The following is a 14,852-nucleotide window of genomic DNA, read 5'->3' on the forward strand; positions in this document are numbered from 1 at the left end:
CTTACCTTATTTAATAGTTAACTTATTTTCTACCTTTTTAGGTTTTAGTTCCTGCACACTTTTGATCAAATTTGCTAATTGATCTCTTTTGATATCTCCTGTAAGAGTTACAACACCATCCTTAACAGTAGCAGTTACACCGCTATAAGTTTTCACCACTTCATTTACCGAAGTATTCAAAACACCATCAGCATTAATTTCTACCGGCGCAGTTGTTGTAACAGGCTCAGGAGCTGGAATTTCGCAATTGTTTACTACAGTTTTAACCCCTTTTACTCCTTTCACAATATTCTCAGCATTTTGTTTTACTGTTTCATCGTTACAAGTACCTGAAATAGTAGCCACACCTTTTACTACAGAAACTTCAACACCCGGAAGAGCGCTAATTTGTGCATTAATGTCTTTTTGAATATCTGCATCCTTTGGACCACAGGCCACTAAAGAAACAGCAAGACCCATTCCTAATAAAATAGATTTAATTTTCATAATAGATATCTTTTTTAGTTAATTAAACATCTAAAGTTAACGAATAAATCAGTTATATATTACAAAATAATCTTACAATTTTTATATTATTACCATTTCTTAATATTGGGGAATAAAAAAAGTCCTGAATTTTATGATTTAGAACTTTTATTATTTGACCTTATTTTTACAAACATAATTTACCACTTCATAAAAATATTATTGTGCGACGATCATCCACTGTTTTGCTAAAATCTCGGTATAATGAACAATCGTACTGACTTTTTTTATTTTATAAAAAGTATATTCGGGCTGATTTTTAAGGATTGAGACATATTCGAAATCATGATCAGGTGCAAAAAGTAAAACTTCACTAGTATTTAAATCTAAAAAAGTTTCGTTTCCATTCGCTTCTTCTGCAATTCTTAACAAATTCGCCGTATCAATAGGAATCTTGTTTTCTTCTTTACATAAATCCAGGTAAAATTCATTCCATAATCCAATATCCTTTCTAAATTCAGAAGCAATAAAAAGAAAATTTTGATTGTCCGTAAAACGTTGTTCATCATCCAGAATTTCAGAATATGATTCCTGAATACCTCCTATATTTTTAATTAAAATCTCCAAATCATTCGGAATATCGAATTGTATTTCTTCTTCGATTTTACAAAGCCATCCTGAGGTTTCTCCATCAGTATTTTTCCATGTAAATAAATAAAATTTTGAAATTTCTTTATCTCTCTCCAATTCAATTAAATCGGTATCTGCTCTGCTTAAAAGTTGGTATAAATTTGGAAATACCTTTGTGAAATCATAAGAAAAAGTGATTTCTATATCATGAATAGAAATACCATCACTTTCATTAAAAAACCACGGAATTTGAGAACAAAATTTCAGGAAATTATTTTTCATTCGTTTCTTTTCTTAATATTTATTTTAGTAAAATTTAATCGACTCTTCCAACACAAAGTTAGAGACAATCATCATCCATAAAGGCAATTTACACATTAAAAACTACTCATGTTGCGTCACATCATTATACTGCCAGAGCACATTTATAATTTTCCATTCTCCATTGGTTTTTACAATGTGCATATAATCTATCCAAGCATCGGCTAATAGTTTTACAGATGCTGTTCTTGCCGAAATATCCAAAAGCTTAATTTCCTTTCTTGGATTTTTCGGGAACTTATCACCTTTTGCATTATAAGTTTCTGCAAGAATCACCATATTCTCTGTAAAGTATTCTGATATATAATCTTTTTGAGCGGCCTTGCTTCTAAAAACCGATCTTTTTACCAAGCGAGGATGCAAAGCACTTTCCATCAATTTCGGATTCGGCGTATGTTGTGCCTCTATATAAGCCAAAGCAACACGTTTGATATCAAGTGTATCTTGCGCTGTTTGGGCTTGAAGTTGGACAAAACAAAATGCAATTGTAAATAGTAAGAAATGTTTTTTCATTGGTATTTTATTTAAAATCGTTTTCGCTTATTTTTTCGTTATAAAAAAGTTCTTCAATTTTTGCAATTTGAGAATCGGGATCAACTCCAAATCTCATCGTTGTAAAGTAAGTAAGTTTACCATATGTTTTAAAATCTCCGTAAACGACCGTTGATTTGTACAAAGTAGAATCCAGGTAATCTAATTCGTTGAATATATTTTTCTTGAATAATTTGTCTTTAAAATTCTCCTGATCTGCCAGCGTTTTTTCGCCATTGCTTAAATTATAACCTAATTTTCCATCGTACCACGATTTAAAAACGACCCTTTGTCCATACACTATTTCAAAACTGCCAATATTGGGTTTGATTTCTTTGACCACCCAATTTGCAGTACGTCCCTCCATTTGAGTAACCGAATTTGTGTAAAGTGTATTAATACTTTTTATAAATTCTTTCCCCCCATTGCTTCAAGTTCCTTATTGATAATGGCAACCGCTTTTTCATCTTGCTTTTGAGCATTAATAGAACTCGAAATAAAAGCGAAAAGTAGAACGAAATAAAATTTTGACAGGTTCATTTTAATTAGTTTTAAAGATTAGTTTTAGAAAAAGTAAAATAGCATCGCATTAAAAATAATACATTTTTTATTACAAAATTAAATTCTTTTTTTATCAAGGCTATTAGGTTGATTGTCGATAATGATTGCGATCCTTCGACTTCGCTCAGGAAGACAAATGTTAAGAAAAAATCCGTAAAAATCCACATTTTCGCTTTAGCGAATCCGTTTTATCAGCGTTCTATTTCATCACTATTATATTAAAAAATAAAAATTCAAATCCCTTATTGACTCACATTCAAAACAATCAAAATTCCCTTAAATATTTATGATTTTCAGATTTGTGATTTGGTAAATTTCAGCCTATATTTGCTATCGAATAAAAAGAATATGGAACAATTTGTAGTATCGGCTCGTAAGTATCGCCCACAGACCTTTAAGGATGTTGTGGGGCAAAAAGCTATTACCAACACTTTGTTGAATGCCATAGACAGCAATCACCTTGCTTCGGCCCTTTTATTTACAGGACCACGTGGAGTTGGTAAAACTACTTGCGCTCGTATTTTGGCTCGAAAAATAAATCAGCCCGGATATGATGATCCTAACGAAGATTTCGCTTTTAACGTTTTTGAGTTGGATGCGGCTTCCAACAACTCTGTTGATGATATTCGTAGCCTAATCGATCAGGTTCGTATCCCGCCACAAACCGGTCAATATAAAGTTTATATTATTGACGAGGTTCATATGTTGTCTTCGGCAGCTTTTAATGCATTCCTTAAAACATTAGAAGAGCCGCCAAAACATGCTATTTTTATTTTAGCAACAACAGAAAAACACAAGATTATTCCAACGATTTTATCTCGTTGTCAGATATTCGATTTCAAAAGAATTACGGTAAAAGATGCTAAAGAACATTTGGCTGAAGTTGCGAAAAGTCAGGGAATCAATTTTGAAGACGATGCTTTGCACATTATCGCTCAAAAAGCAGATGGAGCCATGCGTGACGCTTTATCTATTTTTGACCGTGTAGTTTCGTACTGCGGAACCAACTTAACACGTCAGGCTGTAACCGAAAACCTTAACGTTTTAGATTACGAAACTTACATTAGCATTACCGATTTACTTTTAGAAAATAAGATTCCGGATCTTTTATTAGCTTATAATGATATTCTTGCAAAAGGTTTTGACGGACATCATTTTATTGCCGGTCTTGCTTCGCATTTCAGAGATTTACTAGTAAGCAAAACTCCTGCTACAATCGCTTTACTTGAGGTGGGAGAGCAAGCACAACAAATGTATGGTGTGCAGGCTCAAAAATGTTCGCAGGATTTTTTACTAAAAGGAATTGATATTGCAAATGACTGCGATTTAAAATATAAATTGAGTCAGAACCAACGCCTTTTGGTTGAATTATGTTTAATGCAATTGGCCTCTATCAGCTTTGATGGAGAAAAAAAAAAGTTGAGCAATTCATAATTCCTCCTACTTATTACAGAAATAGTGGATATTCTATTACTGAAATTCCAACTGCAAAAACCCAAATTGCAAATACTGGAGAAGAAAACAATGCGAATCAAAATAGCAATGTCAATCAAAATGACAATGTTGCTGTAAATAATACTGTTGAAACTCCTAAAGTTGAAACTCCAAAACCTGAAGTTAGCAACGAACCTAAAATTTCTGCTTTTTCTCTATCGAGTATTCGCAAGAAAAAAGAGCTGGAAGCAGCCAGTATGTCCTACGTAAAACCTACTTCTGTAATGCCTACGGAAGAATTTACCGAGACTGAAATGTTAGTGCAATGGAATAAATACGCGCAACGTCTGGGTGACAAAGGGCATAAAATCATGCAATCGTTACTGTTAATTAACGATCCTAAACTAAACGGAACAGTTATTACTTTTGAATTACCCAACGAAGGTTCTAAATTAGATTTTGAAGGTCAGATTCATGGTCTTTTAGGACATTTAAAAGGACATTTACACAATCATGATATTACGATTGAAGTGAATGTAAATGAAACTATTGAAATCAAGAGAAGTTTAAACGACCAGGATCGCTACAATCGTTTAGTAGAAATTAACCCAAATCTTGAACTTTTAAGATCTACATTCGGATTAGATTTAACTTCTTAATTCTCAAAATCTCTTCATCACTATTTCTAGATATTTTTTTGATCTAATTATTTTGTAGTATTTTTTCTGTATTTTTAACAGATTAATAATTTTAGTAAAATCTTAAAAATTGGAAAAACAATTAGCAAACTCTGCACCGCTGGGTCTTCTAGGCTTTGGAATGACCACAATTTTACTAAACATCCACAATATGGGATTTTTCCCTGTTAGTGCTGTAATTATATCAATGGGGATTTTTACGGAGGAATTGCTCAGGTAATTGCCGGAATTATTGCTTTTAAAAGAGGGAATGTGTTTGCTGCTACGGCATTTACTTCTTATGGATTTTTCTGGATCACTTTGGTAGCTATCTGGATGCTGCCAAGTAGTGATATTACAGTTGCAGGACCTACTCATGAATCTTTTTTAGGATGGTATCTCGCTCTTTGGGGAATATTTACTGCTTTTATCTGGTATGGAACCTGGGGAGGAAGCAAAGTACAGCAATTTATTTTTCTTTCATTGACTGTTTTATTTTTTCTGCTTGCTTTCGAAAAATAGACCCAAATTGAATCAATAGCTACTTTTGCAGGAGCAATTGGTATTATTTGTTGTGCAAGTGCTTTTTATTTGGCTATGGCCGAATTACTTGAAGAAGTAAAGGGTGAAAAAGTGCTGCCTTATTGATATTATTTTTTGCCACGAATTGCACGAATCTGCAAGAATTAAATTTGAACATTTTTTAAATGAAAAATTAGTGTCAACTGGCGTAATTCGTGGCAAACTTATTTATTTATTCTTCAATCCGAAATCGTAGATTTTTTGCAGCCATTTTTCTCTTTGAAAATCAGTAGCTGTTTTTATGATTCCGATGTAAGTTACTTTTACCGGTTTTACTCCGCAGAATTCTAAAGTAGATTTTTTTAATTGATTCACACTTGGTCTTCCATAAAATAATCTGTAATACCAGCCTGGCTGATCTAATGTGGTGACAATATGTGCTGTTTTTTCTGTTAGTAATTTATCCCACCAAACTGAGTTTTCGCGATATTGATATGCCATTCCGGGTAAAAACAAACGATCAATAAATCCTTTTGTAATTGCCGGTAAACCTCCCCACCAAACCGGATGAATCCAAACCAAATGGTCTGCCTTTTTGATTTTCTCCCACGAATCCAGCAAATCCGGTTCTAATTCAGTTCGTTTTTGATAACCAAATTGCAGGTTTGGATTAAAATTTAATGAAGCAATTGTTATGGTTTCGACTTCTGCACCCGAAGCGATTGCACCTTTTAGATAAGATTCGGCTATTCCAAAATTAAAGCTTGACGGATTTGGATGTCCGTTTATGATCAGTATTTTTTTCATGCTCTATTGGTTTGTTTTAAGATTAATGGTACTGTAAGTATTTAAAGCCTCATAAACTTCTTTCGACGAATGTATTTGATGACTAAAGTAAATTCCGCCCGATAAAGTGTCACTTAACATTTTTTCGATATGCAAAACTGTCGAAAAAGCCGTTAATTCAGCTTGGCCTTTAATGCTTTGCAAGCTAATTCTTTTTGTTTTATCCTTCGTTTTTATGATTACTTCAAAAATGGTTTGATCACCATTTCCGCTTGAACCAAAAAGCAGTTGTCTTTCTTTTAAAAACATGATATTAAAAATCTTAAGCGATTGAAAATATCCCATTAAACTGGTTACAAACTTAGAATTGTAGGTCATCTTAACCGAAACAGTTGGTATTTTTTCTATCTGATTTAAAATAAACAAATCCGGAACATCAAGATTATAAACCTGACGTTTGCCAATTCCAAACGAGAAATTAAATTTTTCGGAATTTAAAAAATGCTTTACATGTTGCGGTTGGTTATTTTTATAAACAACAAAGGGTTTACATACGTTTTCGGCTAAAAAATTGGCCGAACTTTTTCCTGCCAAATCTTTTACAGAATAATAGATAAAAATATTGGTTTCCTTAATTTTATGTTTGCCCGGCTCTATAAAATCAACCAGACTACCTACGATACCGCCCATCCAGCCCGAACTAAAAACAATTCGGCTATTTATTTTCTGGTTATTTGCCCTGGCTAAATCATACGCAATAGTAAGATCTGGTGTTGGTTTTGTAATATCAATATAATCTAATTTGTTTTGTATGGCAAACTGCAAAATTTCATTTTTGCTATCTTTTGTACACAATACAATCAGGTCGATTTTATTCTGTAGAATACATTCAAAGGTTTTTGGATTGGTAACATCAACAATTAAATCTTTGTTCGTTTTTCCTGACTGACGACTTCCCACAAACAGGTTAAAGTCAGGATTTCTTGCTTCAAGAATTCGTAATATAACTTTACCTACTAAGCCGGTTCCGCCAATTACTAAAATATTTTTTCTCATCATTATATATTGTTTTCAGCAAAAATAATGATGAGATATCTCTCGATAACCAGACAAATGTCCTATAAAATTGCCTTTCGAATACGGCTTAAATGTCTTGGTGTAACGCCTAAATAGGATGCTAAATATTGCAATGGAATGAGCTGAAGGTATTTTTTATGGTTTTTATAAAGTTCTTCATAACGTTGGGTTCCGGATAATTTCTGAAACGAAATCATTCGTTTTTGAAGTGTTACATATTCCATTTCAGTTAACTTACGTCCTATTTCCTGCCAATGAATACCTAAGGCATAAAGCTTTTCTAAACTTTCACGGCTTATGACTTGCAACTCTGTATCGGCTATTGCCTGAATATTTTCTTCGGCTACATTTTGCGTTATAAAACTCGAGAATGAAGCCATAAATTCATTTTCGAAAGCGAAACAATTCGTGATTTCATCGCCCTGATGATTGAAAAAATACGAACGTAAAATCCCTTTATTAATAAAAACGATTTCATTACTAACCTGATTTTCTTGCAATAAAAGTTCTCCTTTTTTGAGTTTTCTATAAGTAATTAAATCATCGAGCAGCTCTAATTCATTTTGAGGTAAGACCTGAATAGATTGAAAAACTGATTTCATTATAAATTCTGAATAGATTAATTTTTAGAAGCAAAGACTTTTTCAATCCTTTTATCAGGGATAAGCCATAACATCGCCACAGCGAAATACGCAGCACCTGAAACCCATTCGTTATAAAACGAAAAGACTATTCCTACCACATATAAAACAGCTGATGTGTACCCTTTTAAATCTTTTCCAATCGCTTTTGCCAGTACTGAATTTTCGCCTTCGTTAACAATTATAATTCGCTGTAAAATAAAATACGCAATTGCCGATAAAAACAATACGACTCCATACAAAGTCATAGAAGCTTTTGCAAAATTATGTTCTCCCATCCAGCCTGTTGCAACGGGAATTAAAGACAACCAAAATAGTAAATGCAAATTTGCCCAAAGGATTTTCCCGTTTATTTTGGTCATTCCATGAATTAAATAATGGTGATTGTTCCAATAAATTCCAACATAAATAAAACTTAAAATATAACTTAGGAATTTAGGAATAAGTCTTTTTAAATCGGCAAATTCATGTCCTTGAGGAACTTTAATTTCTAAAATCATAATAGTGATAATAATAGCTAATACGCCATCACTAAACGCTTCGAGTCTTGTTTTATTCATTTATTTATATGTTTTTGAGTTATGTTTACAGCCTGAAATATGCTGAAAAAAGTTGCCACGAATTCCACAAATTTACACTAATTTTTTATTCATATTGAAAAATATAATTCGTGTAAATTTGTGGAATTCGTGGCAAAAATATTTTTTTACCTAAAGATCTAATACTAAATCTTACCGTAATACATTGCTTTTACTATTCCGTCTGAAAGTCCTATTTTTGGAACGTAAATTTGGCGTGCTCCACTCCATTTCATAGCATTCAGGTAAATTCTGGTGGCATGAATAATTACGTCGGCACGATCTGAATTCAATCCTAATTCTGCGATTCTTTGTTCGTAAGTCAATGAATTTAAAAATGCATATTGCGAATTGATGTAAATATATGAAAGCGGTTTTTCCTGTTGTTTTCCAGACATTTTAAACAGCTTATTGATGTTTCCTCCAGAACCAATTAAAGTCACCTCATCATAATCTGCCGTATTAGTTTTGATCCATTTTTCGATTTCATCCCAAACCACATCGTGCACCATATTATTCAGTAAACGAACGGTTCCAGCTTTAAAAGATCTTGAATTGATTAATTTACCGTCAGAAAACAAAGTAAATTCGGTGCTTCCACCACCCACATCTACAAAAAGATACGTTTCATCATTTTTTAATAAATGAAGCAAATCAGTTGATGCAATAATGGCAGCTTCTTTTTTACCATCAATAATTTCAATTTTTATGTCGGCTTTCTTTTTAATTAAAGCAACAACTTCTTTGGCATTATACGCTTCCCGCATTGCCGAAGTAGCAAATGCCATGTAACGCTCTACTTTATGTACTTTCATCAAAAGATGGAATGCTTTCATGGCATCCACCATTCGATCTATATTTTCTTCTGAAATCTCTCCTACGGTAAAGGCATCTTGCCCCAAACGAATTGGCACACGAACAAGCGAACTTTTATTAAATTGTGGTTCTTTGCCATCTTGTTCTACAACATTCGATATTAGAAGCCTCATGGCATTTGAACCAATATCTATTGCTGCATATTTTTTTATATTAATCATGCTCACTTATGATTTGAAATTATTCTTTTATTATTAATTTATTTTTTGAGGAACTTGCTCTAATACTGAAACTTTGTTCTGGTAGTATTTATAGGTTTCAAGTTGCGCTCTAAAAGGGGCATGATGATTTCGAGGCTTGTATTTATTATCTAGTTTATAGGAATGATATCTCACTTTAACATTCCCTTTCCATGCAATATTAAAATTATCTATTAATTCTTTCTTTATTTCAAGATCATAAATCGGACAGGTCACTTCGACTCTTCCGTCAAGATTACGGGTCATAAAATCTGCTGATGAAATATAAACTTCGGTCAGACCAGCGTTTCCAAAAATGTAAACTCTTGAATGTTCCAGGTAATTATCGACAATACTTATGGCTTCGATGTTTTCGCTCATTCCCGGAATTCCTGGAATTAGGGAGCAAATACCTCTTACCTGAAGCTGGATTTTTACTCCGGCATTACTGGCTTCGTATAATTTATCGATCATTTTAAAATCAGATAAACTATTCATTTTTAATTTAATATGTGTTTTTCTACCGGCCAAAGCATGAAGAATTTCACGATCTATCAGCTTAATAAACTTCGTTCTTGTATAATGTGGTGATACAATTAAATGCTTGTATCTGTGTACTCTATAATTGATATCGAAAAATTCGAATATTTTCGAAATGTCTTTCAAAATTCCCTGATGACAGGTAAAAAGCGTAACATCGGTATAGATTTTAGCCGTTGACTCGTTGAAATTTCCTGTAGATATAAATCCGTAACGACGTATTTTATCATCTTCAACTCTTTCGATAACACAAATTTTACTGTGTACTTTTAGACCTTTTATTCCAAAGATTAAATTAATCCCTTCGGTTTGCATTTGTTCTGCATACGAGATATTGGTTGCTTCATCAAAACGCGCCTGAAGTTCTATTTGTACAGTTACTTTTTTACCATTCTTTGCTGCATTGATCAATGAACTAATAATTTGCGAATTCTTAGCCAAACGATACAACGTAATTTTTATACTGGTAACTTTTGGGTCTAAAGCTGCTTCACGCAAAAACTTGGTTAAATACGAAAATGACTGATATGGAGCATGTAACAAATAATCTTTTTTACTTATTTTTTCCAGCATACTTCCTCCCAGACTTAATCCCGGAATTGGTAATGGTTCGTTGGGTTTATAAAGTAAATCGTATCTTCCCAGGTTAGGAAAACTCATATAATCTCTACGATTGTGATATCTTCCGCCAGGAATAATACTATCTGTTTCTACAATTTTCATTTTATCTAAAAAGAAACGCAGCGTATCTTCTTCGATTAAATTATCATAAATAAAACGAACTGGTTCTCCTATTCTTCTGTCTTTTACAGATGTTGCAATTTTTTCGAGCATACTTTTACTCAAATCACTATCGATATCCAACTGGGCATCACGTGTAATTTTGATCATATGCGCCGAAACACTTTTATAATCGAAAATATTAAAGATGTTTTTCAGGTTATAACGAATAACATCATCGATAAGGATAACATAATGTTTATCATCGTGAGATGGCAATACAACAAATCTGTTGATAGTTTTCGGGATTTCGATAACTGCGTAACGAACCTCATCGTTTGTATTCATTTCTAAACGAACAGCCAGATACCCCAACGTATCTTTAAGAATTGGGAATTCTGCTAGATCATTTAAAATAATGGTCACTAATTCCGGACTCAGTCTTTGGTCAAAAAAATCTTTTAAAAAGCATGCCTGATCGGGTGTTATTTCATCTTCATTTATAATTAAAATGTTTTCTGCTTCCAGTTCTGTTTCAATATTACCTAAAATGCGTAAACTTTCAGATTGTTGCTGAATTACAATTTCGGTAATATCTTTAATTAACTGATGGGCAGAAACTCCACCTAAGTATTTTTCTCCAGAAATTCCGGAAAGGCTTAATCTACGAATGGCGGCATAACGAACCCTGAAAAATTCATCTAAATTGTTCGAAAAAATTCCAACAAAACGCAGCCTGTCTAAAAGCGGAACCGTATTGTCTGCGGCTTCCTGAAGCACTCTCGCATTAAACGCTAACCAACTTTTTTCTCTATCGATATATTTCTGTTCGTACACTTTATTATTATTTTAAATCTTTGGGGAAAATTGTTTTATGAGTTTTACCTTTATTAATTGAGTTCCAACTTTCTGCATCAAACTGCAAGGATACAAAGCCCGAAGTAGGTACATTTTCGATAAAAACATCCCCAAATTTATTAACAAAATTTGTAATAGCCTCGTTATGTCCAAAAAGAATAACGCTTTCGAAACTATTATCACATGATTTGATAACCTTTTCGAGCTGTGTTTCATCAAAAGTATAAAGATCGTCTTTATAAACGATACTTTCAATAGGATACGAAATATTTTGAGCAAAAATCAGTGCAGTTTCTGAAGCCCGCGCCGCAGTACTACTCCATATTATATAGGTTTTAGGAAGAAAATTTGAAATATTTGCCGAAACTTCATGAGCATCCAGGATTCCTTTTTTCATTAAAGGTCTGTCGAAATCTTTTAAAGGAGCTTCCCAGCTTGATTTTGCATGGCGTATTAAAATTAAATTTTTCATAAGCGGAAGGTTTAGAAACCTCTTAGGAGGTTAATAATTTTATTGAACTTCTAATTTACAAAAGAAAAATTAAACCTCTTACTTTTTTTATTTCTGTTAACATTAAATTCAAATTTTAACAAGAATTAAAGTTTCTTACAAGATGGGAGAACATAACAATTCGATTACATCAATTTTACAAAAAAGTGCTCTTCATCTATTAAACCAAACAGTTGGTCGATTAAATCATATTTACAAAAAATTAACTAAATACCTGATTATTAATCATTTATAAGTTTTCAAAATTTACGTTTTTAATCAAAAAACCAAAAAAAGACTACTTTTTTATTTGTTAGAAATGACAAAAAAAAATGCTTTTTAGACCAATATTTAACAAAAAAAATACACTTCAACGAGTTTTTAGGTTAGTTACGGACAAAAAAAATCAAAATTAATACCTCTCTATAACTTTGATTCTGTTAAAAATTGATAAATACCAAAAACAAAAAACCTAAGCATATGATAACTAAAACTACTCTTGAAAAAGCAGCGAAATTTGTTAACAATTGTAAGTTTATTTTTTCTTTCAAAAAAAACATCTTTCAGAAAAACATCTTTAATTTACTGGTCTGTTTAATTACAACTCTTTCGTTTGCCCAATCTGGTTCATGCAATTCAGAAATAACTATTGAAGGAGATAAGGAGCAAAAGTATAATGGTTTTGAAACTTCATTTTTACTTCAAATCAAAAATACCGGAACTACTACAGACACTTATCAATTATCTGCAGACAACTTTTCTGGCTTTGCCGAAAACCCGGACGGAAGTTCTTCGCAAAATAATGTTTTACTGCGCAATAAACTGCAGAATAAAAACAATTCGGCATTTAGTAAAACAATTACACTTGCTGCGGGAGAGTCTGTAGAATTTTATGTAAAACTAAACTTAATTGACACTAACATGCTCGACCAGTGGAACGGCACTAAGGTTGTTGCAACTTCGGGCTCTTGCCCGGAAAGTAAAAGTCAGGTGATTCTCTATACCTACATTCCTCCGAAAAAAACAAAGGGAGTTGGTTTTAATAAATCTTTCTTGGATTTAAAAAACGCAATGAATACCAGAGCCGCTTATGTTTTCTTACTACAAAATGTAGTTGCAGTTCGTTTTTTCTCTTAGCATAACCATCATATCAATATTAAATTTTTAATATGGAAAACTTTACTTTTAAAATCAGAATAAAAATCCTTCTAAGTTTTATATTAAGTTCTTTGTTCATGAATGTTTATGGCGGAGAAGGTACAAAACAAACCACTCCGGATGTTAATCATCGTGCTTCTCTTTGCATCAACAACAATGAGTATGGTAATTTTGCCAGATACGGTTCTACTAATGAACAACGTTTATACATTAGGATTCAAAACCCAAATAGTGAAAAAGTATATCTGGGCTTTAGTAAAGCCAGAAGATCTGCTCCGGATAATAGCAATTCAGAGGTTGATTCTAAATTTAGAATTTTAGATCCTAACGGAAATGTTGTATTTGGAAGTTATAATTTAACCACTTCTTCATCTAATATAACCGGTACGGAAGCACAAAAACTTTCACGAGCTCAAAATGGACCAAATGGAATTAATGGTATTACTACAACTGGTTATGTTCCTATTGTATTTGATCCAACGGGTATGCCTGCTGGTGATTATTATATTGAATTTGAAACCAACAACTCTAGTTATACAGAACTTTATTATAATTATTATGACATTACAGTTGCTAATAATTCTAGTAAAAATTCTATTTCAGGACGTCTTTATTCTAAACGTTGGGCCCTTGCAATGGATGATGTTGCCACTGACTTTAATGGCGCTTTCTTTGTTTTTGCTCCAGATAATGGTTCTACAACGGGAGCTAGTACACAAACTGGTTTCGTAAATAAAATTAATTTTAACGGTGCGGGTTTTAGACCTTGGTACTTTAATGTTGCGTTTAATAATACAGGAGCAGGAAGCAGCGGAAATACGGCTAATGACCAAAAAAGTGTCTGGAATGCAGCAAATGCAACTAAGATGAGTCCGAAATATGAGGTCTTTCTTTCTGATCCGGATATTAATGTTTGGAAAAACGGAACTTATAACGGAAACATACAAATAAACGGAATTACCAATTGTGGTATCGGCGAAAGCAATATTAATATTAGCGTTTTTAAAAGCGGAACAATTGATATACTTCTTGATTTTAATAATGGTGACGGAATTTATACTCCAGGTACAAAAGATGTGCTAACTACTAAAAGTGTAACAGGTTCCGGAGCTCCACCCTTTGCTGTTAGTGTTCCCTGGAATGGAAAAGACGGACTGGGAAATACTATAGCCCAAGGAACTTCGATACCTATAGTGGTTTCGTTTGGACAGGCTGCTTTTCATTTTCCGATGTATGATATAGAAGAAAACCAATATGGATTTTCATGTACAACTGTAAGACCAGCTGCTCCATCAGGATATGTTCTAAAACTTTACTGGGATGATAGCAACATTACTTATACTGGAGGTGTTTTTAGCAGTAAAATAAACCTTACCGGCTGCACTCCAAACAACACTCCTCCCGGTAATTGTCATACCTGGAATAATTTTAATAGTAATAACAATAATAGTCCTCAGTACGGAAATTTAAATACTATAAATACATGGTGGTATGCAAATAGGGATTTTGTAACCTCTAATATTACTTTACCTCCATTTTACACCGTTGCACTAGGACCAAAAACCAATGTAACCTGTTTTGGTGGAAACGATGGTAAGATTCAAATAAATGTTACCAACGGAACTGCGCCGTTTACTTATTATATTAATGGAGGAACAGCTCCAAATACTTTACAGAGTTTAACGGCCGGAACCTATAACATAAAAGTAGTGGATGCCAATGGTTGTTCTGCCAACATTACCGGAGTAGTTATTACGCAACCTACCGCAGCTTTAGCCCTTGCTGCTTCTTCTAAAACGGATGTTATA

Annotated in this window: 16 protein-coding genes and 1 pseudogene; 5 read left to right on the top strand and 12 right to left on the bottom strand. The window is 33.0% G+C overall.

Going from position 1 to position 14,852, the window contains the following annotated elements:
* Nucleotides 1-6: 6 nt before the first annotated feature.
* From IRZ78_RS24155 to IRZ78_RS26385, 5 genes are all read right to left on the bottom strand, one after another.
* Entirely contained in the window at nt 7-486 is a 480-nt protein-coding gene (locus tag IRZ78_RS24155) for a BON domain-containing protein (RefSeq protein ID WP_194619797.1), read from the bottom strand.
* Between the two features lie 198 nt (nt 487-684).
* Complete coding sequence (locus tag IRZ78_RS24160) at nt 685-1,377, bottom strand: hypothetical protein (protein WP_194619799.1); 693 nt, start codon at nt 1,375-1,377, stop codon at nt 685-687.
* A gap of 102 nt (nt 1,378-1,479) precedes the next feature.
* Complete coding sequence (locus tag IRZ78_RS24165; protein WP_194619801.1) at nt 1,480-1,929, bottom strand: nuclear transport factor 2 family protein; 450 nt, start codon at nt 1,927-1,929, stop codon at nt 1,480-1,482.
* Nucleotides 1,930-1,936: 7 nt separating this feature from the next.
* A complete protein-coding gene (locus IRZ78_RS24170) occupies nt 1,937-2,314 on the bottom strand; it encodes a hypothetical protein (RefSeq protein WP_194619803.1) in 378 nt (125 codons plus the stop codon).
* A 38-nt stretch (nt 2,315-2,352) separates the two neighbouring features.
* The gene (locus tag IRZ78_RS26385; RefSeq protein ID WP_255474360.1) at nt 2,353-2,487 is read right to left on the bottom strand and encodes a hypothetical protein; all 135 of its coding nucleotides are present in this window, start codon (nt 2,485-2,487) and stop codon (nt 2,353-2,355) included.
* A gap of 369 nt (nt 2,488-2,856) precedes the next feature.
* Here IRZ78_RS26385 and dnaX point away from each other — a divergent pair, with 369 nt between their 5' ends.
* From dnaX to IRZ78_RS24185, 3 genes and pseudogenes are all read left to right on the top strand, one after another.
* On the top strand, nt 2,857-3,942 hold the full coding sequence (dnaX, locus tag IRZ78_RS24175) for a DNA polymerase III subunit gamma/tau (protein ID WP_194619805.1): 1,086 nt from the start codon (nt 2,857-2,859) through the stop codon (nt 3,940-3,942).
* A gap of 257 nt (nt 3,943-4,199) precedes the next feature.
* Nucleotides 4,200-4,601 (top strand): hypothetical protein, encoded by a 402-nt coding sequence (locus IRZ78_RS24180; RefSeq protein WP_065449429.1) that lies wholly within the window; start codon nt 4,200-4,202, stop codon nt 4,599-4,601.
* A 160-nt stretch (nt 4,602-4,761) separates the two neighbouring features.
* A pseudogene (locus tag IRZ78_RS24185) lies at nt 4,762-5,141 on the top strand (acetate uptake transporter).
* Nucleotides 5,142-5,369: 228 nt separating this feature from the next.
* Here IRZ78_RS24185 and IRZ78_RS24190 read toward each other — a convergent pair.
* From IRZ78_RS24190 to IRZ78_RS24220, 7 genes are all read right to left on the bottom strand, one after another.
* Nucleotides 5,370-5,948, bottom strand: a complete 579-nt coding sequence (locus IRZ78_RS24190) for an NAD(P)H-dependent oxidoreductase (protein WP_194619807.1) — start codon at nt 5,946-5,948, stop codon at nt 5,370-5,372.
* 3 nt (nt 5,949-5,951) lie between these two features.
* Nucleotides 5,952-6,986, bottom strand: a complete 1,035-nt coding sequence (locus IRZ78_RS24195) for a saccharopine dehydrogenase (protein ID WP_228520605.1) — start codon at nt 6,984-6,986, stop codon at nt 5,952-5,954.
* A gap of 59 nt (nt 6,987-7,045) precedes the next feature.
* On the bottom strand, nt 7,046-7,606 hold the full coding sequence (locus tag IRZ78_RS24200; protein WP_194619809.1) for a Crp/Fnr family transcriptional regulator: 561 nt from the start codon (nt 7,604-7,606) through the stop codon (nt 7,046-7,048).
* Nucleotides 7,607-7,623: 17 nt separating this feature from the next.
* Nucleotides 7,624-8,205 (bottom strand): TMEM175 family protein, encoded by a 582-nt coding sequence (locus IRZ78_RS24205; protein WP_194619810.1) that lies wholly within the window; start codon nt 8,203-8,205, stop codon nt 7,624-7,626.
* A gap of 164 nt (nt 8,206-8,369) precedes the next feature.
* On the bottom strand, nt 8,370-9,260 hold the full coding sequence (locus IRZ78_RS24210) for an exopolyphosphatase (RefSeq protein ID WP_194619812.1): 891 nt from the start codon (nt 9,258-9,260) through the stop codon (nt 8,370-8,372).
* 33 nt (nt 9,261-9,293) lie between these two features.
* Nucleotides 9,294-11,375, bottom strand: a complete 2,082-nt coding sequence (ppk1, locus tag IRZ78_RS24215) for a polyphosphate kinase 1 (RefSeq protein WP_194619814.1) — start codon at nt 11,373-11,375, stop codon at nt 9,294-9,296.
* Between the two features lie 7 nt (nt 11,376-11,382).
* Nucleotides 11,383-11,868, bottom strand: coding sequence for a histidine phosphatase family protein (locus IRZ78_RS24220; protein WP_194619816.1), 486 nt, complete (start codon nt 11,866-11,868; stop codon nt 11,383-11,385).
* Nucleotides 11,869-12,366: 498 nt separating this feature from the next.
* On the opposite strand from IRZ78_RS24220, the gene IRZ78_RS24225 reads away from it, so the two are divergent.
* Nucleotides 12,367-13,023, top strand: coding sequence for an Fn3-like domain-containing protein (locus tag IRZ78_RS24225; RefSeq protein ID WP_194619818.1), 657 nt, complete (start codon nt 12,367-12,369; stop codon nt 13,021-13,023).
* Between the two features lie 32 nt (nt 13,024-13,055).
* A partial coding sequence (locus tag IRZ78_RS24230) for a SprB repeat-containing protein (RefSeq protein WP_194619820.1) occupies nt 13,056-14,852 on the top strand: 1,797 nt, incomplete at its 3' end.

This window comes from Flavobacterium sp. CSZ (assembly GCF_015350725.1).
Classification (GTDB): Bacteria; Bacteroidota; Bacteroidia; order Flavobacteriales; family Flavobacteriaceae; genus Flavobacterium.

Bases quoted from the DNA above. Each gene is read 5' to 3' on its own strand.
- IRZ78_RS24155 (WP_194619797.1), bottom strand. From the start codon at position 486: ATGAAAATTAAATCTATTTTATTAGGAATGGGTCTTGCTGTTTCTTTA.
- IRZ78_RS24160 (WP_194619799.1), bottom strand. From the start codon at position 1,377: ATGAAAAATAATTTCCTGAAATTTTGTTCTCAAATTCCGTGGTTTTTT.
- IRZ78_RS24165 (WP_194619801.1), bottom strand. From the start codon at position 1,929: ATGAAAAAACATTTCTTACTATTTACAATTGCATTTTGTTTTGTCCAA.
- IRZ78_RS24170 (WP_194619803.1), bottom strand. From the start codon at position 2,314: ATGGAGGGACGTACTGCAAATTGGGTGGTCAAAGAAATCAAACCCAAT.
- IRZ78_RS26385 (WP_255474360.1), bottom strand. From the start codon at position 2,487: ATGAACCTGTCAAAATTTTATTTCGTTCTACTTTTCGCTTTTATTTCG.
- dnaX (WP_194619805.1), top strand. From the start codon at position 2,857: ATGGAACAATTTGTAGTATCGGCTCGTAAGTATCGCCCACAGACCTTT.
- IRZ78_RS24180 (WP_065449429.1), top strand. From the start codon at position 4,200: ATGTCCTACGTAAAACCTACTTCTGTAATGCCTACGGAAGAATTTACC.
- IRZ78_RS24190 (WP_194619807.1), bottom strand. From the start codon at position 5,948: ATGAAAAAAATACTGATCATAAACGGACATCCAAATCCGTCAAGCTTT.
- IRZ78_RS24195 (WP_228520605.1), bottom strand. From the start codon at position 6,986: ATGATGAGAAAAAATATTTTAGTAATTGGCGGAACCGGCTTAGTAGGT.
- IRZ78_RS24200 (WP_194619809.1), bottom strand. From the start codon at position 7,606: ATGAAATCAGTTTTTCAATCTATTCAGGTCTTACCTCAAAATGAATTA.
- IRZ78_RS24205 (WP_194619810.1), bottom strand. From the start codon at position 8,205: ATGAATAAAACAAGACTCGAAGCGTTTAGTGATGGCGTATTAGCTATT.
- IRZ78_RS24210 (WP_194619812.1), bottom strand. From the start codon at position 9,260: ATGATTAATATAAAAAAATATGCAGCAATAGATATTGGTTCAAATGCC.
- IRZ78_RS24220 (WP_194619816.1), bottom strand. From the start codon at position 11,868: ATGAAAAATTTAATTTTAATACGCCATGCAAAATCAAGCTGGGAAGCT.
- IRZ78_RS24225 (WP_194619818.1), top strand. From the start codon at position 12,367: ATGATAACTAAAACTACTCTTGAAAAAGCAGCGAAATTTGTTAACAAT.